Annotated in this window: 11 protein-coding genes and 5 pseudogenes; 6 read left to right on the forward strand and 10 right to left on the reverse strand. The window is 54.1% G+C overall.

The genetic code is table 11. The features are described 5' to 3' along the window. Positions 1-19: 19 nt before the first annotated feature. The 3 genes from GPOALKHO_RS07600 to GPOALKHO_RS07610 all read right to left on the reverse strand — a co-directional run bounded on the left by GPOALKHO_RS07600 (position 20) and on the right by GPOALKHO_RS07610 (position 1,399). Positions 20-355 (reverse strand): NAD(P)H-hydrate dehydratase, encoded by a 336-nt coding sequence (locus tag GPOALKHO_RS07600; RefSeq protein WP_406701983.1) that lies wholly within the window; start codon positions 353-355, stop codon positions 20-22. Then, positions 243-686, reverse strand: a complete 444-nt coding sequence (locus tag GPOALKHO_RS07605; RefSeq protein ID WP_406701984.1) for an NAD(P)H-hydrate dehydratase — start codon at positions 684-686, stop codon at positions 243-245. Before GPOALKHO_RS07605 ends, GPOALKHO_RS07600 begins: the two co-directional genes overlap by 113 nt. Positions 687-1,186: 500 nt before the next feature. Continuing rightward, on the reverse strand, positions 1,187-1,399 hold the full coding sequence (locus tag GPOALKHO_RS07610; protein ID WP_406701986.1) for an NAD(P)H-hydrate epimerase: 213 nt from the start codon (positions 1,397-1,399) through the stop codon (positions 1,187-1,189). 56 nt (positions 1,400-1,455) lie between these two features. Here GPOALKHO_RS07610 and GPOALKHO_RS07615 point away from each other — a divergent pair. Continuing rightward, positions 1,456-2,371, forward strand: a pseudogene (locus GPOALKHO_RS07615) (tRNA epoxyqueuosine(34) reductase QueG). Positions 2,372-3,158: 787 nt separating this feature from the next. Here the strand turns inward: GPOALKHO_RS07615 and GPOALKHO_RS07620 are convergent. From GPOALKHO_RS07620 to orn, 5 genes and pseudogenes are all read right to left on the reverse strand, one after another. Further along, a complete protein-coding gene (locus GPOALKHO_RS07620) occupies positions 3,159-3,383 on the reverse strand; it encodes a hypothetical protein (RefSeq protein WP_406701987.1) in 225 nt (74 codons plus the stop codon). Between the two features lie 105 nt (positions 3,384-3,488). After that, positions 3,489-4,137 (reverse strand): annotated as a pseudogene (locus tag GPOALKHO_RS07625) (two-component system sensor histidine kinase KdbD); the annotation flags it as partial. Between the two features lie 426 nt (positions 4,138-4,563). After that, positions 4,564-5,430 (reverse strand): annotated as a pseudogene (locus GPOALKHO_RS07630) (HAD-IC family P-type ATPase); the annotation flags it as partial. A gap of 91 nt (positions 5,431-5,521) precedes the next feature. Continuing rightward, positions 5,522-6,680, reverse strand: a pseudogene (locus GPOALKHO_RS07635) (potassium-transporting ATPase subunit KdpA); the annotation flags it as partial. Positions 6,681-7,637: 957 nt separating this feature from the next. After that, positions 7,638-8,183 carry an oligoribonuclease gene (gene orn, locus GPOALKHO_RS07640; RefSeq protein ID WP_406701989.1) on the reverse strand — a complete coding sequence of 182 codons (546 nt, stop codon included), beginning with the start codon at positions 8,181-8,183 and terminating at the stop codon, positions 7,638-7,640. A gap of 544 nt (positions 8,184-8,727) precedes the next feature. Here orn and GPOALKHO_RS07645 point away from each other — a divergent pair. The 4 genes from GPOALKHO_RS07645 (at position 8,728) to mscM (ending at position 13,639) form a co-directional block, all read left to right on the forward strand. Further along, a complete protein-coding gene (locus tag GPOALKHO_RS07645; protein WP_406703448.1) occupies positions 8,728-9,114 on the forward strand; it encodes a hypothetical protein in 387 nt (128 codons plus the stop codon). A 44-nt stretch (positions 9,115-9,158) separates the two neighbouring features. Further along, on the forward strand, positions 9,159-9,287 hold the full coding sequence (locus tag GPOALKHO_RS07650; protein WP_406701991.1) for a hypothetical protein: 129 nt from the start codon (positions 9,159-9,161) through the stop codon (positions 9,285-9,287). A gap of 113 nt (positions 9,288-9,400) precedes the next feature. After that, the gene (asd, locus tag GPOALKHO_RS07655) at positions 9,401-10,282 is read left to right on the forward strand and encodes an archaetidylserine decarboxylase (protein ID WP_406701993.1); all 882 of its coding nucleotides are present in this window, start codon (positions 9,401-9,403) and stop codon (positions 10,280-10,282) included. Between the two features lie 36 nt (positions 10,283-10,318). Continuing rightward, on the forward strand, positions 10,319-13,639 hold the full coding sequence (gene mscM, locus GPOALKHO_RS07660) for a miniconductance mechanosensitive channel MscM (protein WP_406701994.1): 3,321 nt from the start codon (positions 10,319-10,321) through the stop codon (positions 13,637-13,639). 215 nt (positions 13,640-13,854) lie between these two features. Here mscM and epmA read toward each other — a convergent pair whose 3' ends face one another. Both epmA and efp read right to left on the reverse strand, forming a co-directional pair. Next, a complete protein-coding gene (epmA, locus tag GPOALKHO_RS07665; RefSeq protein ID WP_406701995.1) occupies positions 13,855-14,832 on the reverse strand; it encodes an elongation factor P--(R)-beta-lysine ligase in 978 nt (325 codons plus the stop codon). A gap of 1,457 nt (positions 14,833-16,289) precedes the next feature. After that, the gene (gene efp / locus GPOALKHO_RS07670) at positions 16,290-16,856 is read right to left on the reverse strand and encodes an elongation factor P (RefSeq protein ID WP_406701997.1); all 567 of its coding nucleotides are present in this window, start codon (positions 16,854-16,856) and stop codon (positions 16,290-16,292) included. A gap of 33 nt (positions 16,857-16,889) precedes the next feature. Here efp and epmB point away from each other — a divergent pair. Beyond that, a pseudogene (gene epmB, locus GPOALKHO_RS07675) lies at positions 16,890-17,906 on the forward strand (EF-P beta-lysylation protein EpmB); the annotation flags it as partial. Between the last annotated feature and the right edge of the window lie 223 nt (positions 17,907-18,129).

Genomic DNA, 18,129 nt, shown 5'->3' on the forward strand with positions numbered 1-18,129 from the left:
TGCGGTAAGCTCTTGGTTGCTATGTAGGTACAATGCCAGCGGTAAATCTGTGGCCCAAACATGCCACGCCTTCCTTTCTCGCCGCCAGACGGTCGGCGGTAGCGCTATGGACTACGCAGCCGGCACAGGCTGCATCATACAGCGACAGCTTTTGCGTGAGCAAACCGCCGATGATACTGGACAATGTATCCCATTCCCCTGAGGCCATGCCCGTGTTACCGACATCGGCGATTAGGCCATCTTTAGCAACCAGCAAGGTCCCCGTGCCTTTCAGTACTAGCAATGCCGCCGTAGCGCCTCGCCAGTTTGCGCGCTGAAAGTAAATGGTCACTTTCAATGGCGACGACATTGCCATTCATCAAACGGGCGGCCTCGACCGGGTGAGGCGTCATGATTTGATTCTGACGTTTCTCAGAATTAAATGCCAGCAAGCTAAGCACATCCATATTATACGGCATTGGTTTGTCACAATTTTCCTCCTCGCGCAGCGTATTTTCCCCGCTGTCCTGTCCGAGGTCCAGACCGATTACCATCACATCCACCCATTCCAGACCCGGCTGAAAGGTGCTGCGCGTCAGTGGCGCTACTATAAGCTCCAGCCAGGCAGTCAACAACGGGGTATTCTCCTCGCGGGTCAGCACGCTGACAAGTCCGGCGCCGCGGTGCAGTGCAATCTCTCCCAGCATGCGAATCGCGCCGGCAAATCCATGATCCCCACCACAATCAACAGACGGCCGTTGTCGCTTTTATGTGCACAGTGAGCCGGCGCGGCAACAGTTCCACGCTGAGCCACTCCATTAGTGGCGTTTCATGCTCGGGCCATTTTCTCCAAATCATCATAATGCACGTGTCCGGTCACGCTGGTGCGCCTTGCCGGTCAGCGATTCCGGTTTAAGAGCGATGAACGCACGGTATGTTCGGCAGACATCACCTCTCCAGGTTGTCGCGCCAGTCTCGGCCAACAGATTGGTGGGATATCCAGAACAGATTGGTGGCGCGGGATGCCAGTTGCTGCGGCGATAAGCGAGCAATAGGGATCGCGCGACGCCGCCTTTAGGCCCGTTCCAAGCAGCGCATCGACAACACCTCTGCTCCTCCCTGCGCGCCGGCTGCCAAGCCATGCCTCTTTAGCCTGCTTTGCTTCGGCAGACAAAGGAGAGTTGCCGCCGCACGCCAGCATCGTGACTTATTTACCGGTGGCGGCAAGCTGCGCCACCACTGAACCGTCCCCGCCGTTGTTACCATGGCCCGCTAGCACCAGCCAGCGATGGGCGCCTGGATACAGCCAAAGAATATGTTGGAACGCTGCTGTGCCGGCGCGCTGCATCAGCTGATAGAGCGCACGCTGGCCAGATTTGTGTAAACTTTGTAGGGAAAATGTGTTGGCACGGTCAGTCATGCCTTGTCGTTTTAATTTTACAGAATTAGTCCGGCAAATTCAGTGCTTGGGTAGGAATTGGGCTTTTGCAAGTCGTGATTTGCGACATCGACCTTGCCGCCCATGAGCCAACACTACAGCCTGGCTTGATCGCCAATACTACGGCGAGATGCCTGGATGGCGCGTCACGGCATGCTATTGGGTGGCGTCGGAATTGCAAATCCTTCATCAGAATATGATATTCGTTATGCGCTGGGCCGTGATAAAGTTTTACGCAATCGTCTAAAACAACAACTAGGCGAGCGGATCCGCGACGCCTGAGGCGAGGTGAATTTCCGCCCCTTTGTCAATTCAGCGCCGATCATGAAGCGCCTGCTGGCGACTAAAGCGGGAATCAGCTGTATAGGTATTCTTATTCTCAGTCGTTAAGCCGGTTCGTGGTTTTTCTCGGCGAATTGCTGATGAATTTGTTGTTGCCGGTTAACGCACCACTGGTCGAACAGTGCGGCCGCCGTATCGTGTGTATCACACCCGCTCACCGGCGCCATCGTCGAGCCTTATACTCTTGATGCTTGCCGCTGTATCTCCTATCTGACGATTGAGTTGGAGGAGGAAATTCCCGATGTACTAGGCCCACTGATATGAGCCGGACTTCAGTCCGTACGCGGTATTGCATACCACTGAACTGGTGGAACTTCTTGACTGGAATGAGGCCACATTTCTGCGCGTTACCGAAGGGTCAGTCATTCGGCGCATTAGCCACGTGCGCTGGTCAAACAATATTACGGTCGCGCTGGGTAATGTATCCTATCAGGACGAGAGCGTGCTGGTGCTGTGGGCGTCGTCCGGGAGAACTGCCGCTGCTGGATGCCATATTCATTGGGCTCTGGAAAGAGAAGATGGTACGCCAAGAGGCCGCCGCCTGGGCGATACAAAACGCGCCGCAAACGCGTTGGTCAGGGCTATCGAAAAGAATTAACCCGCGACGCTTAGACAAATTCTCGTGAAAAGTTCTCCCGCAATAAGCACATTGCCGCTGTGTATAAAAACAAAAATCCCTTGTCAATAAATCGTCACAAAAACGCACAATCGTCACAAAAACGCAAGAGATCGATCTTATGTTTCATAATAAAAATTTATCTTTCTTTTCAAATGGATATGGCAGAGCGAAATTTTCAATAGCCGAACGCGCATGGTCGATGGTCCGAAGAAGTCTGTGAATAGCTCTGTTTAAAAGATTACAACGGAGCATAACGAAGCATACGCGGCAGACGCTGCGTTGCCTTTAACGGTGGATAAATCATTCACGCAATTAATTCGTCTGTAAAAGGTAGCGAACGATTGTCCCGCGGGCGCTTGAACGGCTACGCCTTAATAGCCTTCGTGACGACAAATGGCATGATGTACCGGATACCTCAACTTGGCACGCTTTTATCGGTCGCGTGCGCGGATCCGTTTACCGTCAAGGGGGTAATGGCGGCGAATGGCGCTCATGAAAGAGCGTGTCAGCCACGGCATTACGCGCGCTCAAGACCGCCGCCTAACGTTTTCCAGCAGAGCAATTGACAGGCAGTGACGTTACTTAGCATCATTGCGCTGTGACAAGAGAATTAAGCGTGTTGCTTATCGCATTTGCCTGCCATGGTAAGAGAGGCGATGGCAGCGTCGGCCATGCATAGCATGTAACCGCTCGTGCTTAATTCTGTGGAAAATCTTAACATTAGGGTTTGATGACATCGATAAGACGCAAATAAAAGTCACGGTGGCAAGGACGCCATGCCTATTTCTTGGCTTTAATACACCGTATTGATACTAGACCTCGGTAACCGTTAATCGACAGTGCCATGCGCGACCTTTCAGGCACTTTAGTGCCAATAACAGCGCCGAGATAAATGCCATGGACCTCATCGGCCAGGGCGTGCCAGTGGGTTGCCATCGTGCGGGTGATTTCCGCACCTTTGTTCATCACCAAATGCACTTCAACCCGTTTGAAGTCGGCATTCAAAGTGCGTCTTGAGGTGCCAGGGAGTGGTACAGTCAAAAATCGTCTTGCACGTCACTCCTTACTACTGGAAATGTTCGGACCAGTATTTGCGATGGGTGGTCACATTCCCTTTGGAAAAAAAATCTCGATCGCCCGCTCCGCGCTATCGCCGATGAACTTTGCCCTGCTTGAGACGCACTAGCAGATCGTCCGGCGACAGGTCCACCAGCGCCACTTCCGTGGCGGCATTGAAAACGGATCCGGTACCGTTTCACACACCCGTACGCCGGTCACGCTACGCCGACCACGTCGTTGAGGCTTTCCAGATGCTTCTTGACAGTGGTCAGCATGTCGATACCCGTCTCCAGCAGTTCCTCGACAGCCTGACAACGCTTGGGATGCTGGGCGCCCGTGGCGTTGGAATAAACAAACTCGTCCATCAAGATTACAGCGGGACGGCGCGCCAGAGCGGCGTCTAAACCAAATACCTGATGGCGGCACTGTCCGGTAGCGCGTGGCTTGAACATCTCCAACCACTCAAGCAAAGCACGGCCTCCTGACGACCGTAGGTTTCCAGAACGCCGGCCACCACATCCAGCCACTGCGTTAGCAGCCGGCGCACCTCTTGCAGCATCGCCCAAGTTTTGCCACCATGCGCAGACACCAAGTAGATTTTCAGCTTACCGCGGCCGTCATTATCGGCCTACACCAGCAGGACGTCCGGATCGGGACGCAGGGGTTCATCAAGATTCCTTAACCTTTCGCGCGCATTCAACGCCTCATTCGGCTCAAGCGCATTGACCACCGGCTCGCCGATAAATACAGAAACGGCCGCCTGGTGTAGCCGTACACCAGGCGGCGCGGCTCCGCCTGCGGCATTTGCCGGCTTCGGCGACGTGCAGCACCTGCCACGGCGCAGCGGCGTGATTGATACATGGACTCAGACCACGGGTAGGGGAGGTAACTCACTCAACCGGCACTGGTGCATTCGCGTGCGGATTGGCCTGCATATAGAGCCCAACCCGCTGTTTCACCGCGTCGTTCTGGACCGTGCCGATTGACCGCCAGATTACTGCCCGACTAGGCCAGCGCATTATAAGGCGTCAGTGTTGTCGCCGACGGCCGCCCCTGAAATAGCCAACGCGGGTAAACACCTGACCAATTTAGCGCGTAACTACACGGTTGGCCGTTTAGCGCGTAACTACACGGTTGGCCGTCTTGCATTACCAGTGAACCTTGCGCCGTGCCGAGAAACTACCGCCAGGCGACGGTGGTTACCAACACAAGAATGAAGCGCCATTATATTGAGTCGATTCAGCGACGGACAAGTTACTGCAAAGTCGCCGGAATAATGACAAAACATCTCGCCAGATCATTGGCGACACTGAAGGTGGTTAGCGTCCCGCGTGTCATCAGCGTCTGTTTACCAATATGTACCACCTCCAACAGCTTGGCTGGTTGGAATTCAAATCAACCATATTCCGCTTCTTGGCAACCTAGGTCTCTGAATTCATCGCCATCGCGATATCGGCCGGAGCCAACGCCGGCGCGTCATTAGTGCCGTCGCCGGTCATGGCGACCATTCGGCCCTCACTCTGATGCTGGCGAATAAGCGCCGACTTGGCCGCGGGCGTGGCCTCCGACAGGAAATCATCCACCTCTTACCGGCCACCATCACCGTGTTGCGGTGTTTTTCGGCTACCATCAACAGCGTATCCCCTGACACGCCACTGCCCCGCCTGCGCTTCCATTCCATATCGCGCGGGAAGCCGCTCGCCCATGACTTTTACATGGCGGCAATAGCCTCAGCCTCCACTGCCCCTTTACGTACGAGTTTTGACTCAATGTTCACGCCGCTCATTCGCGTCCGGGCAGAGAAGGCAATTAAAGGTGGCGTTCAGACTTTGAAACTGCGCTTATGCAAGTTGTACTGGGTTTTCGCTAGTATAACAATACTGCGTCCCTTCGGATTTCAGCGCCAGCGATGCCAACTGCGCCGCGTTAGCCAGCGCGTCCTCGCGACCCATGCGCTGGTAAACTCACTGGCCTGGCGATTACCCAACGTGATGGCGATGGCTAGGCACGTCGTCAGAATACTGCTAAAATACACGATAAACATCACCGGATTGCGAACTGTGCTCGTGGGAACGAGCTTATACAAGCACGCCATGGGTCGGCAACGTTCCAGGACTCGCTATATCGCGCGGGAAGCCGCCCGCCAGCGACCGACAATCACCATCAGCGGTACAAACAGCGCGAAACGCCCAAGCAGCATGCTCTCACTGTCAGCAAGACATTTCAAAACGGCGTATTGGCGGACAGACCGGCGAAGGCGCTGCCGTTATTGTTAGTCGCAGAGGAGACCGCGTATAGCACTTCGCTGAAACCGTGCGCTCCTGGGTTGGCATGCCGGCGCGCCTCACGTCGGTCATCATCGCCAGTGTCGTTCCAAGCAGTGCCATCGCGGGGTAATAAAAATATAAATGGCCGCCATTTTCATTTCCGGTACGCCAATTTCCGGTGTGCGCCCTATCATTAACTCGGCAATAAACACCGCCACATTGATCAACATGCTATATGGCCCCGAGAATTGTATCAGCCACAGCGGAATCAGGCTACCGAGCGCGGTGAAAGAGTCATGCATCGTATTAACCGCAAGTAGGAAACTTCGGTGGCGAGCACCGCGAACAGGCTAGAGGTCAAAATGCTGAACTGACTTTCCTTTCCAATTCATCGCGCTGTCCGCTCCCAACACTGAGATGCTCATTGCTGTGAGCTTCGGCCAACATGGCCAGCACCGCCAAAACAAACATCAATACCATTGCCTACAAAACCGTTTTTCCCTGACGTCTATCGCCCATCGCCTCGCTAAAGTACAGCACCGTCGGCATAAGGAATATCGCCAGCATCTGCACAAAATTGCTTAGTGCTATCGAGTTTTAAAGAGATGGGAGTTGGAGTTAAGCAGGTCGCCGCTGTTAGTGCCGGGCATTTTATGGCTTTTGTGAGGCGACCTGCCCAATGTGCAGCGTCTGCTGCGCGCCTTCCAGCGTGAGACCATCAGTAAAGGCTAATGTTTTCAGGCGTTATCGAGATCCTGGGTACTGTGCCGGGCGAAACCCCGAATCAGCGCGAATAGAAAATTCTGCGAGGCCAGCCGGGTGTTGAAGTAGCTGATGGTGGTTTCAGCAGAATAAGATTGCCAATTGGTATTGGTGAAATTTATCGCGGTATTTAAGCTACATGCCAGGATAAGCTGGGAAAATGCTGCGGATTGAGTGGCAGCAGGCCATGAAGCAGCAAAATCGCCAACAGCAGCGCGCCGCACAGCGATTAATAGCAGGTGGCCCACGGATAGACGCTAGTGCATGGGCGCCAACCCGCACGGTCTCCAGAGAGTCCGCTTAAAGCCCGTCGTCAGCTGTAGCGGACGACGGGCACCAGCCCGCTATCAAATGCCGCAACGGTTGCACCAGCAATAGCAGCACCGCTACAAAAACTGACCAGCAGAATAAAAACTCTTCGGCGGCCATTAGAATTCCTCTGCCCGAAATAGGGCATAAAAAACACCAACACAATGTCGGCGATCCCCCCCTATATTCTCACAGCGATTCTCCAAAAGAGTTAGAGTAAGGAAAGTCTAAACAAATAAAAATAAATATCGTCAATATTGTCGGGCTGGTACTGAGACAACATGCTGAGGCGCTGATGCTCGAGCGAATCACACGGCGTCATAGCAGGGGCTAGCACCAGTGAGGATTCGCATGCCGTTAGGCCATGATGACTGGATTTATCACTACACTGGAATCATAGCTAAACGGGTTCATCAATATATCGTGTTTAGGGCAATACCGAAATTATAGAGTGAGCGACATTATAAAATAGCGGGCTGCCCCGTTCTCTTGCCTTAGGAAAAAGTGTGAATAGGTTGAACCAGCTGAAAATAGCCACAAAGTAAACGCGACGGTAGATGACAAATTAAGCAGGCGCCTGCCATCCAACGACTATCGGATATTGATCATTTTCTGCGATTAATAGAAACGTTCAAAACGCTAATGACAAGTCGTTATTTTGCGATGATGCGGTGTGTAAGCGCGACAGCAGCAATGAGAATGGAGAATTGGAATGGGAAATGCAAGGCCCGCAGTCGCGACCCCAACTTTAGTAAAGTTGTGTTCTGACACTGAGCTATTACCGCTTGGCGTAACGTGAAAATCTGGTGTCACGGGAAGTGCATTATACGGGAAACGCCACCGCATTTTCACCGCAAAGCGGCTATAGACGAATAAAATGCTCGCGATAGTAGGCCAATTCCGCTACCGACTCGCGGATATCGTCCAGCGCCTGATGGGTGTTTTTTTTCTTCAGTCCAGCCAGAATTTCCGGCTTCCAGCGGCGAGCCAGTTCTTTAAGCGTACTGACATCCAGATAACGGTAGTGGAAATATGCTTCCAGCACTGGCATATAGCGGAATAAGAAACGCCGGTCCTGGCCGATGCTGTTGCCGCAAATCGGTGACTTGCCGGCAGGGACCCATTCGGCCAAGAAGGCCAGCGTCTTCGCCACCGCTGCCTCTTCATCCAGTTGGCTGTGACGGACACGGTCAAGCAGCCCGCTGGAAGTGTGGGTACGCACATTCCATTCATCCATCAGTGCTAACTGGGCGTCGGATTGATGTATCGCCAGCACCGGCCCTTCCGCTAGAATAGCCAGATTGGCGTCTGTGACAAGCGTCGCGATTTCAATAATACGATCGCGCTCGGGATCCAGACCGGTCATTTCCAGATCGATAAAAATAAGGTTGTCATCATTTACCAGCATGATTTTCTCGTAGCAAGGAATTTACGGCCTATCTGTGATAGGATACCCTGCATAATAGCCGTTTTCGTCGCCACGAGCGATGCATACGTACTTACTAAGGAGGCATAGTGAGCAAAATAACTACCCAAAGGTCAGGAGCGCCGGGTACAAGCCAACGATCAGCGCCGCCTGCAGCAGCATGAGCGCAGCGCTGTCCAAATGGGGCAGCAGCAATTAGGAGAGGGGCGGTCGTTATCCAGCTCGGCATCCATGGCCGAATGGAAGACACCGCGGGCCGCATTTATCGTTGCAATCTATGCTGTGCGATGAAATCCCTAGTCACGCGTGATTGGGCGGTCTGTCGCTCCGGTGGCCCACGGCCGTCCAGGGTCAGCTATGGAAGCAGTCCATCCGTGCCGTTCGGTGCTGACTCGTCCTGATGTGTATGACGGCGTCAAACCTATCGCGGTAAATATGGACCAAATAATCATTGTCCCCGCGCTTTTACCCAAGCTGTCTTTTGAGTATTATCGATCACTATCTGGTGGCGTGCGAAACAGTGGAGGTGAATCCGCTCATCGTTTTGAATAACATGAATCTCTTGACGTCGGCGTCAAGGGCGGACGTAGAGCGTCGAATGGCTGTCTATCGCCGTATCAGCTACTTGATGCTGATGGTGTCAAGCCATACCGGCGAAGGACATGGATCCTTTCCGGGAGATGCTGGCCGCCGGGCAAATCAGTGTTTTCGCCGGTTAGTCGTGGTGAGTCAATCGAGCCTACTCAATGCGCTTGCTTACCGCAGGATCAGGAGAAGATTTTGCTCAATATCGTCCCCAATAGCTCTGAGCTCGGGCAGCACACCGCCACTACCGCCCCAGCCTTATCATTTCAGCCACGGAAGTCATTTAACTGGCTCCCTGGGGCACGGGAATTTGGTTTGTAGCATCTGACGCCGGAACTTATTGCTCGCGGCTTCGTCGAATTCATGGATTATTTGGGCACTTGTACATTCCGCGACTGCCGCCATGATATCGATCCCGCCTGCGCGATCCGTGAGGCGGTGGAAAGCAGCGCTATCGCCTACGAACCTTCGATAACTGCCATCGTGTTCTCGACAGCATAAACGCAGGTCAACGCCCGCAAGACGTTTTGGTGGACCGATCGCTGACATTTATTGCTGCTGCCTGTACAATGAGATCTCCTTTGGCTATTCATTGAAACAGGAAAGAGATCCCAGTGCTGGACAGGATAAAGATAGCTCTACAACACCTACTACCTAAGCGCTGGCTAACGGAGCTGGCCGGATGGGGTGCAGAACGCCGCGGCGGCTGGCTTACCCGTTGGGTTATTACGCTGTTCGTGCGCTGTTATAAGGTCGATATGCAGGAAGCGCAGCAGCCGGATGTCGCCGCCTATCCCACCTTTAACGCCTTCTTTGTCCGGCCGCTGCGCGACGACGCGCGACCCATTGATGCCGACCCGGCTGTAATGGTCTGGCCGGCGGATGGGATCATCTCGCAGCTCGGCCACATTGAGGTGGAGCAGATATTCCAGGCGAAGGGGCACCATTACAGTCTGGAAGCGCTGCTGGCCGGCAATGAGCCGATGATTGCCCGCTTTCGCAACGGCAACTTTGCCACGACCTATCTGACCCCACGCGATTACCATCGCGTGCATATGCCTTGCAATGGCGTGCTGCGCGAAATGCTTTACGTGCCGGGCGAGTTGTTTTCGGTGAATCCGTTGACCGCGGCCAATATCCCCAACCTGTTCGCCCGTAACGAGCGCGTTATCTGCCTGTTCGATACCGATTTCGGCCCGATGGCGCAAATTTTGGTGAGTGCGACTATTGTCGGCAGTATCGAGACCATCTGGGCGGGCACCGTCACGCCACCGCGGAAGGGGATTATTAAACACTGGCGCTATCCGCGGGCGGACGCCGACGAGGCGGTTGTACTGCTGAAAGGACAAGAAATGGGGCGTTTCAAGTTGGGTTCCACCGTCATCAACCTGTTTGCCGGAAAAAACGTGCTGCTGGGCGATTATCTGTCCACCCACTATGTCACCCGCGTGGGCCAGAGGCTGGCCACGGCACAACGCAAACTGACAGCCCTCTGACCTGAATCCCCTACGGTTAACAGGAGAGTCCTCACCTTGCGCTCGATTACACTTTTTCTCCTGGGGTGGCTGCTGGCCTCCCCGGCCTTCGCCGCCAATCTGCCAGACGAGGGTAAGCTTAAAAAGGAACTGCAGCAGGCGCAGGATGATAAAACCGCGCCGAACCAGGCGGCGATGGTCGAGGCGCTACAGTCAGCGCTGAACGCCCTCGCTGAGAGTAAAGCGTCCGACGCCAAAATACGGGAATATCAGAAAGCCATCGACGACTTTCCGACGCTGACACGCCAATTGCGGGATGAAAAAGACAGAGAACCGGATAAACCCGATCCTCTTAACCTCAAACTTGCCAGCAGTGAACTGAATCAACGGCTGCTACAAGCTAATAGTCAATTGATGGATTTGGCCAGCCAGTTACAGCAAGAGCAGGATCAAGCACGCGCCATCAGCGACTCGCTGGGTCTGCTGCCGCAGCATCAGACCGAAGCGCGTAGGGCCTTAAGCGATGTGAAACAACAGCTCCAAGCGCTGCCCACCCCCGGCACGCCGCTGGAGCAGGCGCAGGCCACCGCGCTACAGGCTGAACAGACCGCCCGTCGCCTCAAGGTGGAGGAGCTGGATCTTGCCCAATTAAGCGCCAATAACCGCCAGGAGTTATCGCGCCTGCGCGCCGAGCTGCTCAAGAAACGTCATGACCGTGTGGATCAAGCGCTACAAGCGCTGCGCAACCAGCTTAATAGTCTGCGTCAGCAGGAGGCAGAGCAAGCCATCGAACACACCGAAATGCTGGCAGAACAGGCCGGCGAGCTGCCAGAGTCGATCGGCACCCCACTGCAAACTAATCGCGAATTGTCCATTGCACTAAATCAACAGGCGCAGCGCATGGATCTTATCGCCTCGCAGCAGCGTCAGGCTGCTTCGCAAACATTGCAGGTCCGTCAAGCTCTTACGACGCTACGCGAGCAGGCGCAATGGCTGGATGAGTCGCCGGCACTCGGGGAAACTCTGCGCGCACAGGTATCCAGGTTACCAAAGATGCCCAAACCACAGCAGATCGACAGCGATATGGCGCAGTTGCGCGTGCAGCGCCTGCATTTTGAAGACTTAATGAACAAACTGCCGCAGCTTGCTCAGGGAACGCAGGACGACGATTCCCCGCTGACGCCGGCGCAGCGCCGCCTTCTTGACGCACAGCTCGCCACCCAGCGCAACCTGCTCAATGCGCTGCTGACCGGTTGTGATACCCAAATCCTGGAGCTTACTAAGCTGAAGGTGGCCAATAGCCAGCTTGAAGAGGCGATGAATGAGATCCAGGAAGCGGCCCATCGCTATCTGTTCTGGGTGGCCGACGTCAGCTCGATTGGCCTTTCCTACCCCTTGCATGTCGGTCAGGATCTGCGCCGACTGGTGACCTTAGACACATTCAGCCAACTGACCCACGCGCTTGATATGATGCTGACCAGCCAGGAAACGCTCATTCCGCTGTTCGGCGCACTGTTGCTAGTTGGATTTAGCCTCAGTTCCCGCCGGCATTATCATACCTTTCTTGAGCGCTCCAGCGGCCGAGTGGGGAAAGTCGATCAGGACCATTTTTCCTTGACCCTGTGCAATGTGTTCTGGTCTGTGCTGGTTGCCTTGCCCCTGCCGGTCCTGTGGGCGGCCCTAGGGTATGGCTTGCGCCACGCCTGGCCCTATCCGGTGGCGGTCGCTATCGGTGACGGCGTCAGCGCTACAGTGCCGGTGCTGTGGGTGTTCGTGGTATGCGCCCACTTCGCCCGCCCGCAAGGACTGTTTATCGTCCATTTTGGATGGCCACAACAGCAAGTAAAGCGCGCGCTGCGCTACTACACGTTGTCTATCGGCATGATCGTACCGTTAATTATGGCGCTGATATCGTTTGATGATTACAGTGAGCGAGAATTTGCCGGCACCCTGGGCAGATTATGTTTTTTCCTGTTGTGTGCCTGTCTGGCACTGGTGACTAGCAGCCTGAAACGCGCTGGCTTGCCGCTGTATCTTGATAAACACGGCGCCAGCGATAATGTCGTCAACCGTTCGCTGTGGAATCTGATGATCTGCGCCCCCATCGCCGCCGCCGCGGCGGCGGCGATGGGGCATCTGGCGACCGCGCAGGCGCTGTTGGCGCGGCTGGAAACCTCGGTTGCGATCTGGTTCTTCCTGCTGATTATTTATCATATTATTCGCCGCTGGATGTTCATTCAGCGGCGGCGCATCGCTTTCGAACGCGCCAAGCAGCGCCGTGCGGAGATGCTGGCCCAGCGGGCGCGCAATGAAGAAGATTTGTCGCAATCCCAGCTTAATGAGGCCGTCGCCGAAGTCGATGAAAAGGTATTGGATCTCAATACAATCAGCGCGCAATCGCTACAGCTGGTACGTTCCATATTGACGCTGATTGCGCTACTATCGGTGATTTTACTGTGGTCGGAGTTGCACTCGGCATTCGGCTTCCTGGAAAACATTACCCTTTGGGATGCCACTTCCACTACTCAAGGCGTCGATAGCATCCAGCCGATTACGCTCGGCGCAGTGCTGATCGCCATTCTGGTCTTCATTATCACCACCCAGATGGTGCGCAATTTGCCCGCACTGTTGGAGCTGGCGCTGCTGCAGCATTTGGATTTAACCCCTGGCACAGGATATGCTATTACCACCTTGACCAAATATGGCCTGATGCTGTTGGGAGGAATAATTGGTTTCTCCATGATAGGCATCGAGTGGTCGAAACTACAGTGGCTGGTGGCGGCATTGGGTGTAGGGCTGGGATTTGGCCTGCAGGAGATCTTCGCCAACTTTATCTCTGGCCTGATGATCCTGTTTGAAAAACCGATTCGAATTGGCGATACCGTTACCATTCGCAATATGACCGGCAACATTACCCGTATTAACACCCGGGCCACCACCATTACCGACTGGGATCGAAAGGAGATCATCGTGCCTAACAAGGCCTTTATCACCGAACAGTTCGTCAACTGGTCGCTATCCGACACCGTCACGCGCGTCGTATTGAACGTGCCCGCTCCCGCTGGGGCCAATATCGAGCAAGTAGCGCACATTCTAGTGCAGTCGGCACGCCGCTGCCCGCTGGTGTTGGAGCTGCCGGCGCCGGAAGCTTTCCTGGTAGATTTACAGCAGGGTTTACCGCTATTTGAGCTGCGTATGCACGCCGCCGAAATGGGGCACAGGATGCCGCTGCGCCATCAGGTCCACGCGCTGATCTTAGAAAGCTATCGCGAGCACGGCATAGAATTGCCATTCCCACCCTTCCAGTTGCGCAAGGATCAAATCAAGGCCGACGATGCCCCTGGCAGTCTCATCAATCCGGAAAGCGGCTCGCTCTGACGGGAACTACAGCTTGCCGTCCTTTTACACTTGTCGAACGGGCGGCGAAACGCATCAGCCACTTTGCGAGTAAACGGGGCAAAGCCGGGCGCGGCATCTAGCGGCGCCAGCGGGCAGTCAGTAACGGCGGTGCTCCCGTCAACACGGAGCGGACGGAACCTGCGATAGCGCTTGTACTGGAAAAGGCCATCGGCGCTACCGCGCCAACGTGGCACTTAGGCGCGCTCCACCGAAAAGGCGATCACATCACTCAAGCGCTCGGCCTTCAGCGCTAGCATGAGCAGTCGATCCACGCCTAACGCCACCCCGGAACACTCCGGCATGCCCTGCGCCAGGGCCGCCAGTAAATTTTCATCGATGGGCTGTTTAGCCAGGCTCATCGCCACCCGCTTGCGGTTATCCCGCTCGAAGCGCTGGCGCTGCTCGTGCGCATCGGTTAATTCACGGAAACCATTGGCCAGCTCAATGCCCTTAAAATAGACTTCAAATCGGTCCGCCACTCGATGATCCTCGGTGCTGATTTCCGCTAGCGCAGCCTGAGAAGCAGGAAAATTGTAAACAAAAGCCGGTTTATCGCGCCCGACATTGGGTTCGACCACCATAGCAAACAGTAATTGCAGCAGGGTATCGCGATCGTCATCGGCAGACGTTGCCTCACCGAGATCCCATTTAACTACCGCCTCATGCAACTGTTCGTTGTCCGCCGACAAAGGATCAATACCAACATGTCGAGTAAAGGCCTGCTGATAAGAAAGCATTTCCGTACTGTCGCAATCCAGGATCTGCTGCAGGAGATCGTCAACCTCATTCATCAGGTGGTACATATCACAATGAGGGCGATACCACTCAAGCATGGTAAATTCTGGATTATGATAACGACCGGCTTCCTCATTACGAAAGCTGCGGCAAAGCTGAAATATAGGGCCGCTACCGGCCGCCAGCAGACGCTTCATGTGATATTCTGGACTGGTCATCAAATACAGCGGCATACCGCCGGCCACGCCTGGCCCGACAAAGCGGGTCTGGAATGGAACCAGATGAATATCTGTCACCGTTGCCTGACTCATGGCCGGCGTTTCTACTTCAAGTAATCCGCGATCGCTAAAAAACCTCCGGATCTGGCTCACAATTGCAGCACGCTTTAACAAATTGGTAATGGGTGCGCTTGGTTGCCAGCTGACCGAATCGCTCATATTTTCCCTCTCCTAAACAGGAAATACAGTCTACTCGTATCTTTTTGTAGGCCACGCCTTAGAAAGGGGTGAATTAGTGCTTTCCATTTTCCATTCTTAATACAACGATTTGTGTCGTTTCGCATCAGTCGCCTGCCCCGCTTTGTCGAACCGGCTACACATTCGCGGCAGATTACTACATTTATTTCTTTTCTGATCCTCCAATGGATTTGCTATATCTCTGCATGAGGATCTTTCGCTGCTCATCTCTTTGCTGCTGTCTTTATCCTGTAGCGTAGACCGCCATTTGGAAACTTAGCATGAAATGCTCCGTCTCGATCATCCCTTTGAGCGCGGCCTGGATCGTGTTTTCGTCCAATATATCTTTCGTTCTGATTAGGGTATCAAGGTTATCAATTCAAGATTCCCCTCCGTCAAACAACGTTGGAAGCAAAGTATCGAAAAAGCGCGTTTCTTGGATCTAAAGGGCTCTTTTCCGGCCTTTTACGGTGGCCATCACCTAATCACCCTGGATGAAGATTACCGTTATGCGCTGGTTGCTAGACCGAGCTGGATTTTATCGCTCACACCAACAAGCGTTGCTACAGACCTCAAGGGAACTCAACTTTCCGATGGGCAGTCTGGTTTGAGTTAAGCAGGATATGACGCCGCCGGCATAAGCGTTGTGGGCGCCTCATGGTGAAACGCGTTAACGCTGGCAAGGAAGCCGAAAAGAACACGCTCCGGGAAACGGCAATAGGCGGCAGGCGCTCCGGCTGTTCGAGGCGGGAGTAGACTGAGAAAACGGCTGACCACATTGATAACGGTCAGAAAATTACAAGTAATGTCACAATCAGCCTCAATGAGTATCATCAACCCAGCTTCAGTGTCAATGTGAGCGTGAATAAAGAAGACGATCGGTGAAAAGAAATATCATATAATACAAAGAAAAGAGACACGGCCAAGCACTTTTTCTGATCATACTTCTCTGACATCGCTTTTGCTACATCATCCTAAGCCTTTAGAGGGCACGGGCGCGCAAAGGTGAAGCTTTAATCGCTACCGAATTGCCGCTACTGCGAATCGCCCCTCTACTCGCAGAGACATCCTTATCGACACTACGAGTGGCGTTACACGCGGTCAGAGAAGACAACACCACAACTGATAACAAGGCAATGATAGTTTTCAACATAGTATTATACTTGAACATCAAATGTGATTCGCTGTATTTATTATTTCTGTAGCCAACATGCTCAATTTCAAACTTTTTGTACGCTAAAATCAGTTGGCGACATAGAAATGGCCCCGCCGAGATGTTGTACATCTTCGCTGAAGCCGCAGGTGGTACACGCGCTTAAAGTCGTTAATGCCAGAACGGCGAATACAATAGCTTGGTCATTTTGCCAATCAGGTTCCAAAATCCACGAATGCCAAAAGCCGGTTGCGGCCGCCTCTGGAATGGCGTTTCCCGTAACGCGTTATTTAGCCCGAGAGACATACTCGCCGGAGCGCGTATCGACCTTGATCACTTCACCAACTTGAACGAACAGCGGTACTTTCACCACTGCGCCGGTGGTCACCGTAGCGAGTTTGCCGCCGGTGCCGGCGGTATCACCTTTGAGGCCCGGATCGGTTTCGGTGATTTCCAGCTCCACGAAGTTAGGCGGTGTCACGGCGATTGGCTGGCCATTCCACAATGTCAGCACGCATTCTGCCTGTTCGACCATCCATTTGGCGTTGTCGCCGACGGCTTTGGTATCGGCGGCCAGTTGTTCAAAGTTTTCATTATTCATAAAATGCCAAAACTCACCGTCGTTGTACAGGTAAGTCAGGTTGATATCTACCACATCGGCGGTTTCCACCGAGTCACCGGATTTGAAGGTTTTTTCCAGCACTTTACCGGAAACCAGCTTGCGCAGACGGACCCGGTTGAACGCTTGACCTTTGCCGGGCTTCACGAATTCATTCTCAATGATCGCGCACGGCTCGCCATCAAGCATGATTTTAAGACCAGAACGAAATTCATTGGTACTATAAGACGCCATGGTAGTCCCCTAAATATAAACTTTGTAATGAAAATGGCACATATTATGACCAGAAATACGCCTGCTAGAGAAGAATGGTTACACCAACTTGCCGATGTCATCACCGACCCCATTCAACTTCTAGAGTATCTTGGGCTCGAGCAATACACTGACCTGCGCGAGGGTGCTGAAGCGCGGCGCCTGTTCCCATTTCGCGTCCCCCGCGCTTTTGCGGCGCGCATGCTGCCGGGCGACCCAAACGATCCACTCTTGCGTCAAGTAATTACGGCACGAGAGGAATTCGATCTAGCGCCGGGATTTAGCGCCGATCCGCTGGACGAACAGCATAGCGTGGTGCCCGGTCTTCTGCATAAATACCAAAACCGTGCGCTGATGCTGGTGAAAGGCAGTTGCGCGGTCAATTGCCGCTACTGTTTTCGGCGCCATTTCCCCTACCAGGAAAATCAGGGCAACAAAACGAATTGGCTGCGCGCCGTGGCCTATATCCGGCAGCATCCTGAATTGAATGAGATCATTCTTTCCGGCGGCGATCCGTTAATGGCTAAAGATCATGAGCTGGATGAGCTGATTTGTCTGTTGGAAGAACTCCCCCACCTGACCACCTTACGCATTCACAGCAGGCTGCTGGTCGTCATCCCGACACGCATTACCGCGCATCTTTGCCAACGGCTGGCCGGCTGCCGGCTGAAGGTGGTGCTAGTGACCCACATCAACCACGCCCGCGAAATCGATGCCACTGTATGTGACAGTATGACACGGTTGCTAAATGCGCGAGTGACATTACTCAACCAAAGCGTACTGCTGCACGGCGTCAATGACAACGCAGTTACGCTGGCCGCGCTCAGTGAGACGCTTTTTGCCGCCGGCATTTTGCCCTATTACCTGCATGTGCTGGATAGGGTACAGGGGGCTGCGCATTTTATGGTGCAGGATACCCAAGCACGAGAAATTATGCAGCAACTGCTGGAGAAAGTATCAGGCTATCTGGTGCCACGGCTGGCGCGGGAAATCAGCGGCGAGCGCAGCAAGACACCGCTTGATCTGGGACTGCGGCACGCTAACGGCATTGGCTGCCCAGCGGCTACGCGCCAGAGTGGTGAGAATGGCCCCAGCTTGGCGTCAGTGGCTGTCCGGGAGACTGGCGCCGATGCGCCGGAGAGTAATCGGCAGCCTGGCAGTGGTTGCGCATCCGATCCGATGCGTGCGGGATTGCCAGGTTGTGCCCCTGCCCAGTCTGGGTCGAGTGGCACGTCATTACCCTAGTCTTGAGGAC

The organism is Sodalis sp. (in: enterobacteria) (genome assembly GCF_036327475.1).
Classification (GTDB): Bacteria; Pseudomonadota; Gammaproteobacteria; order Enterobacterales; family Enterobacteriaceae.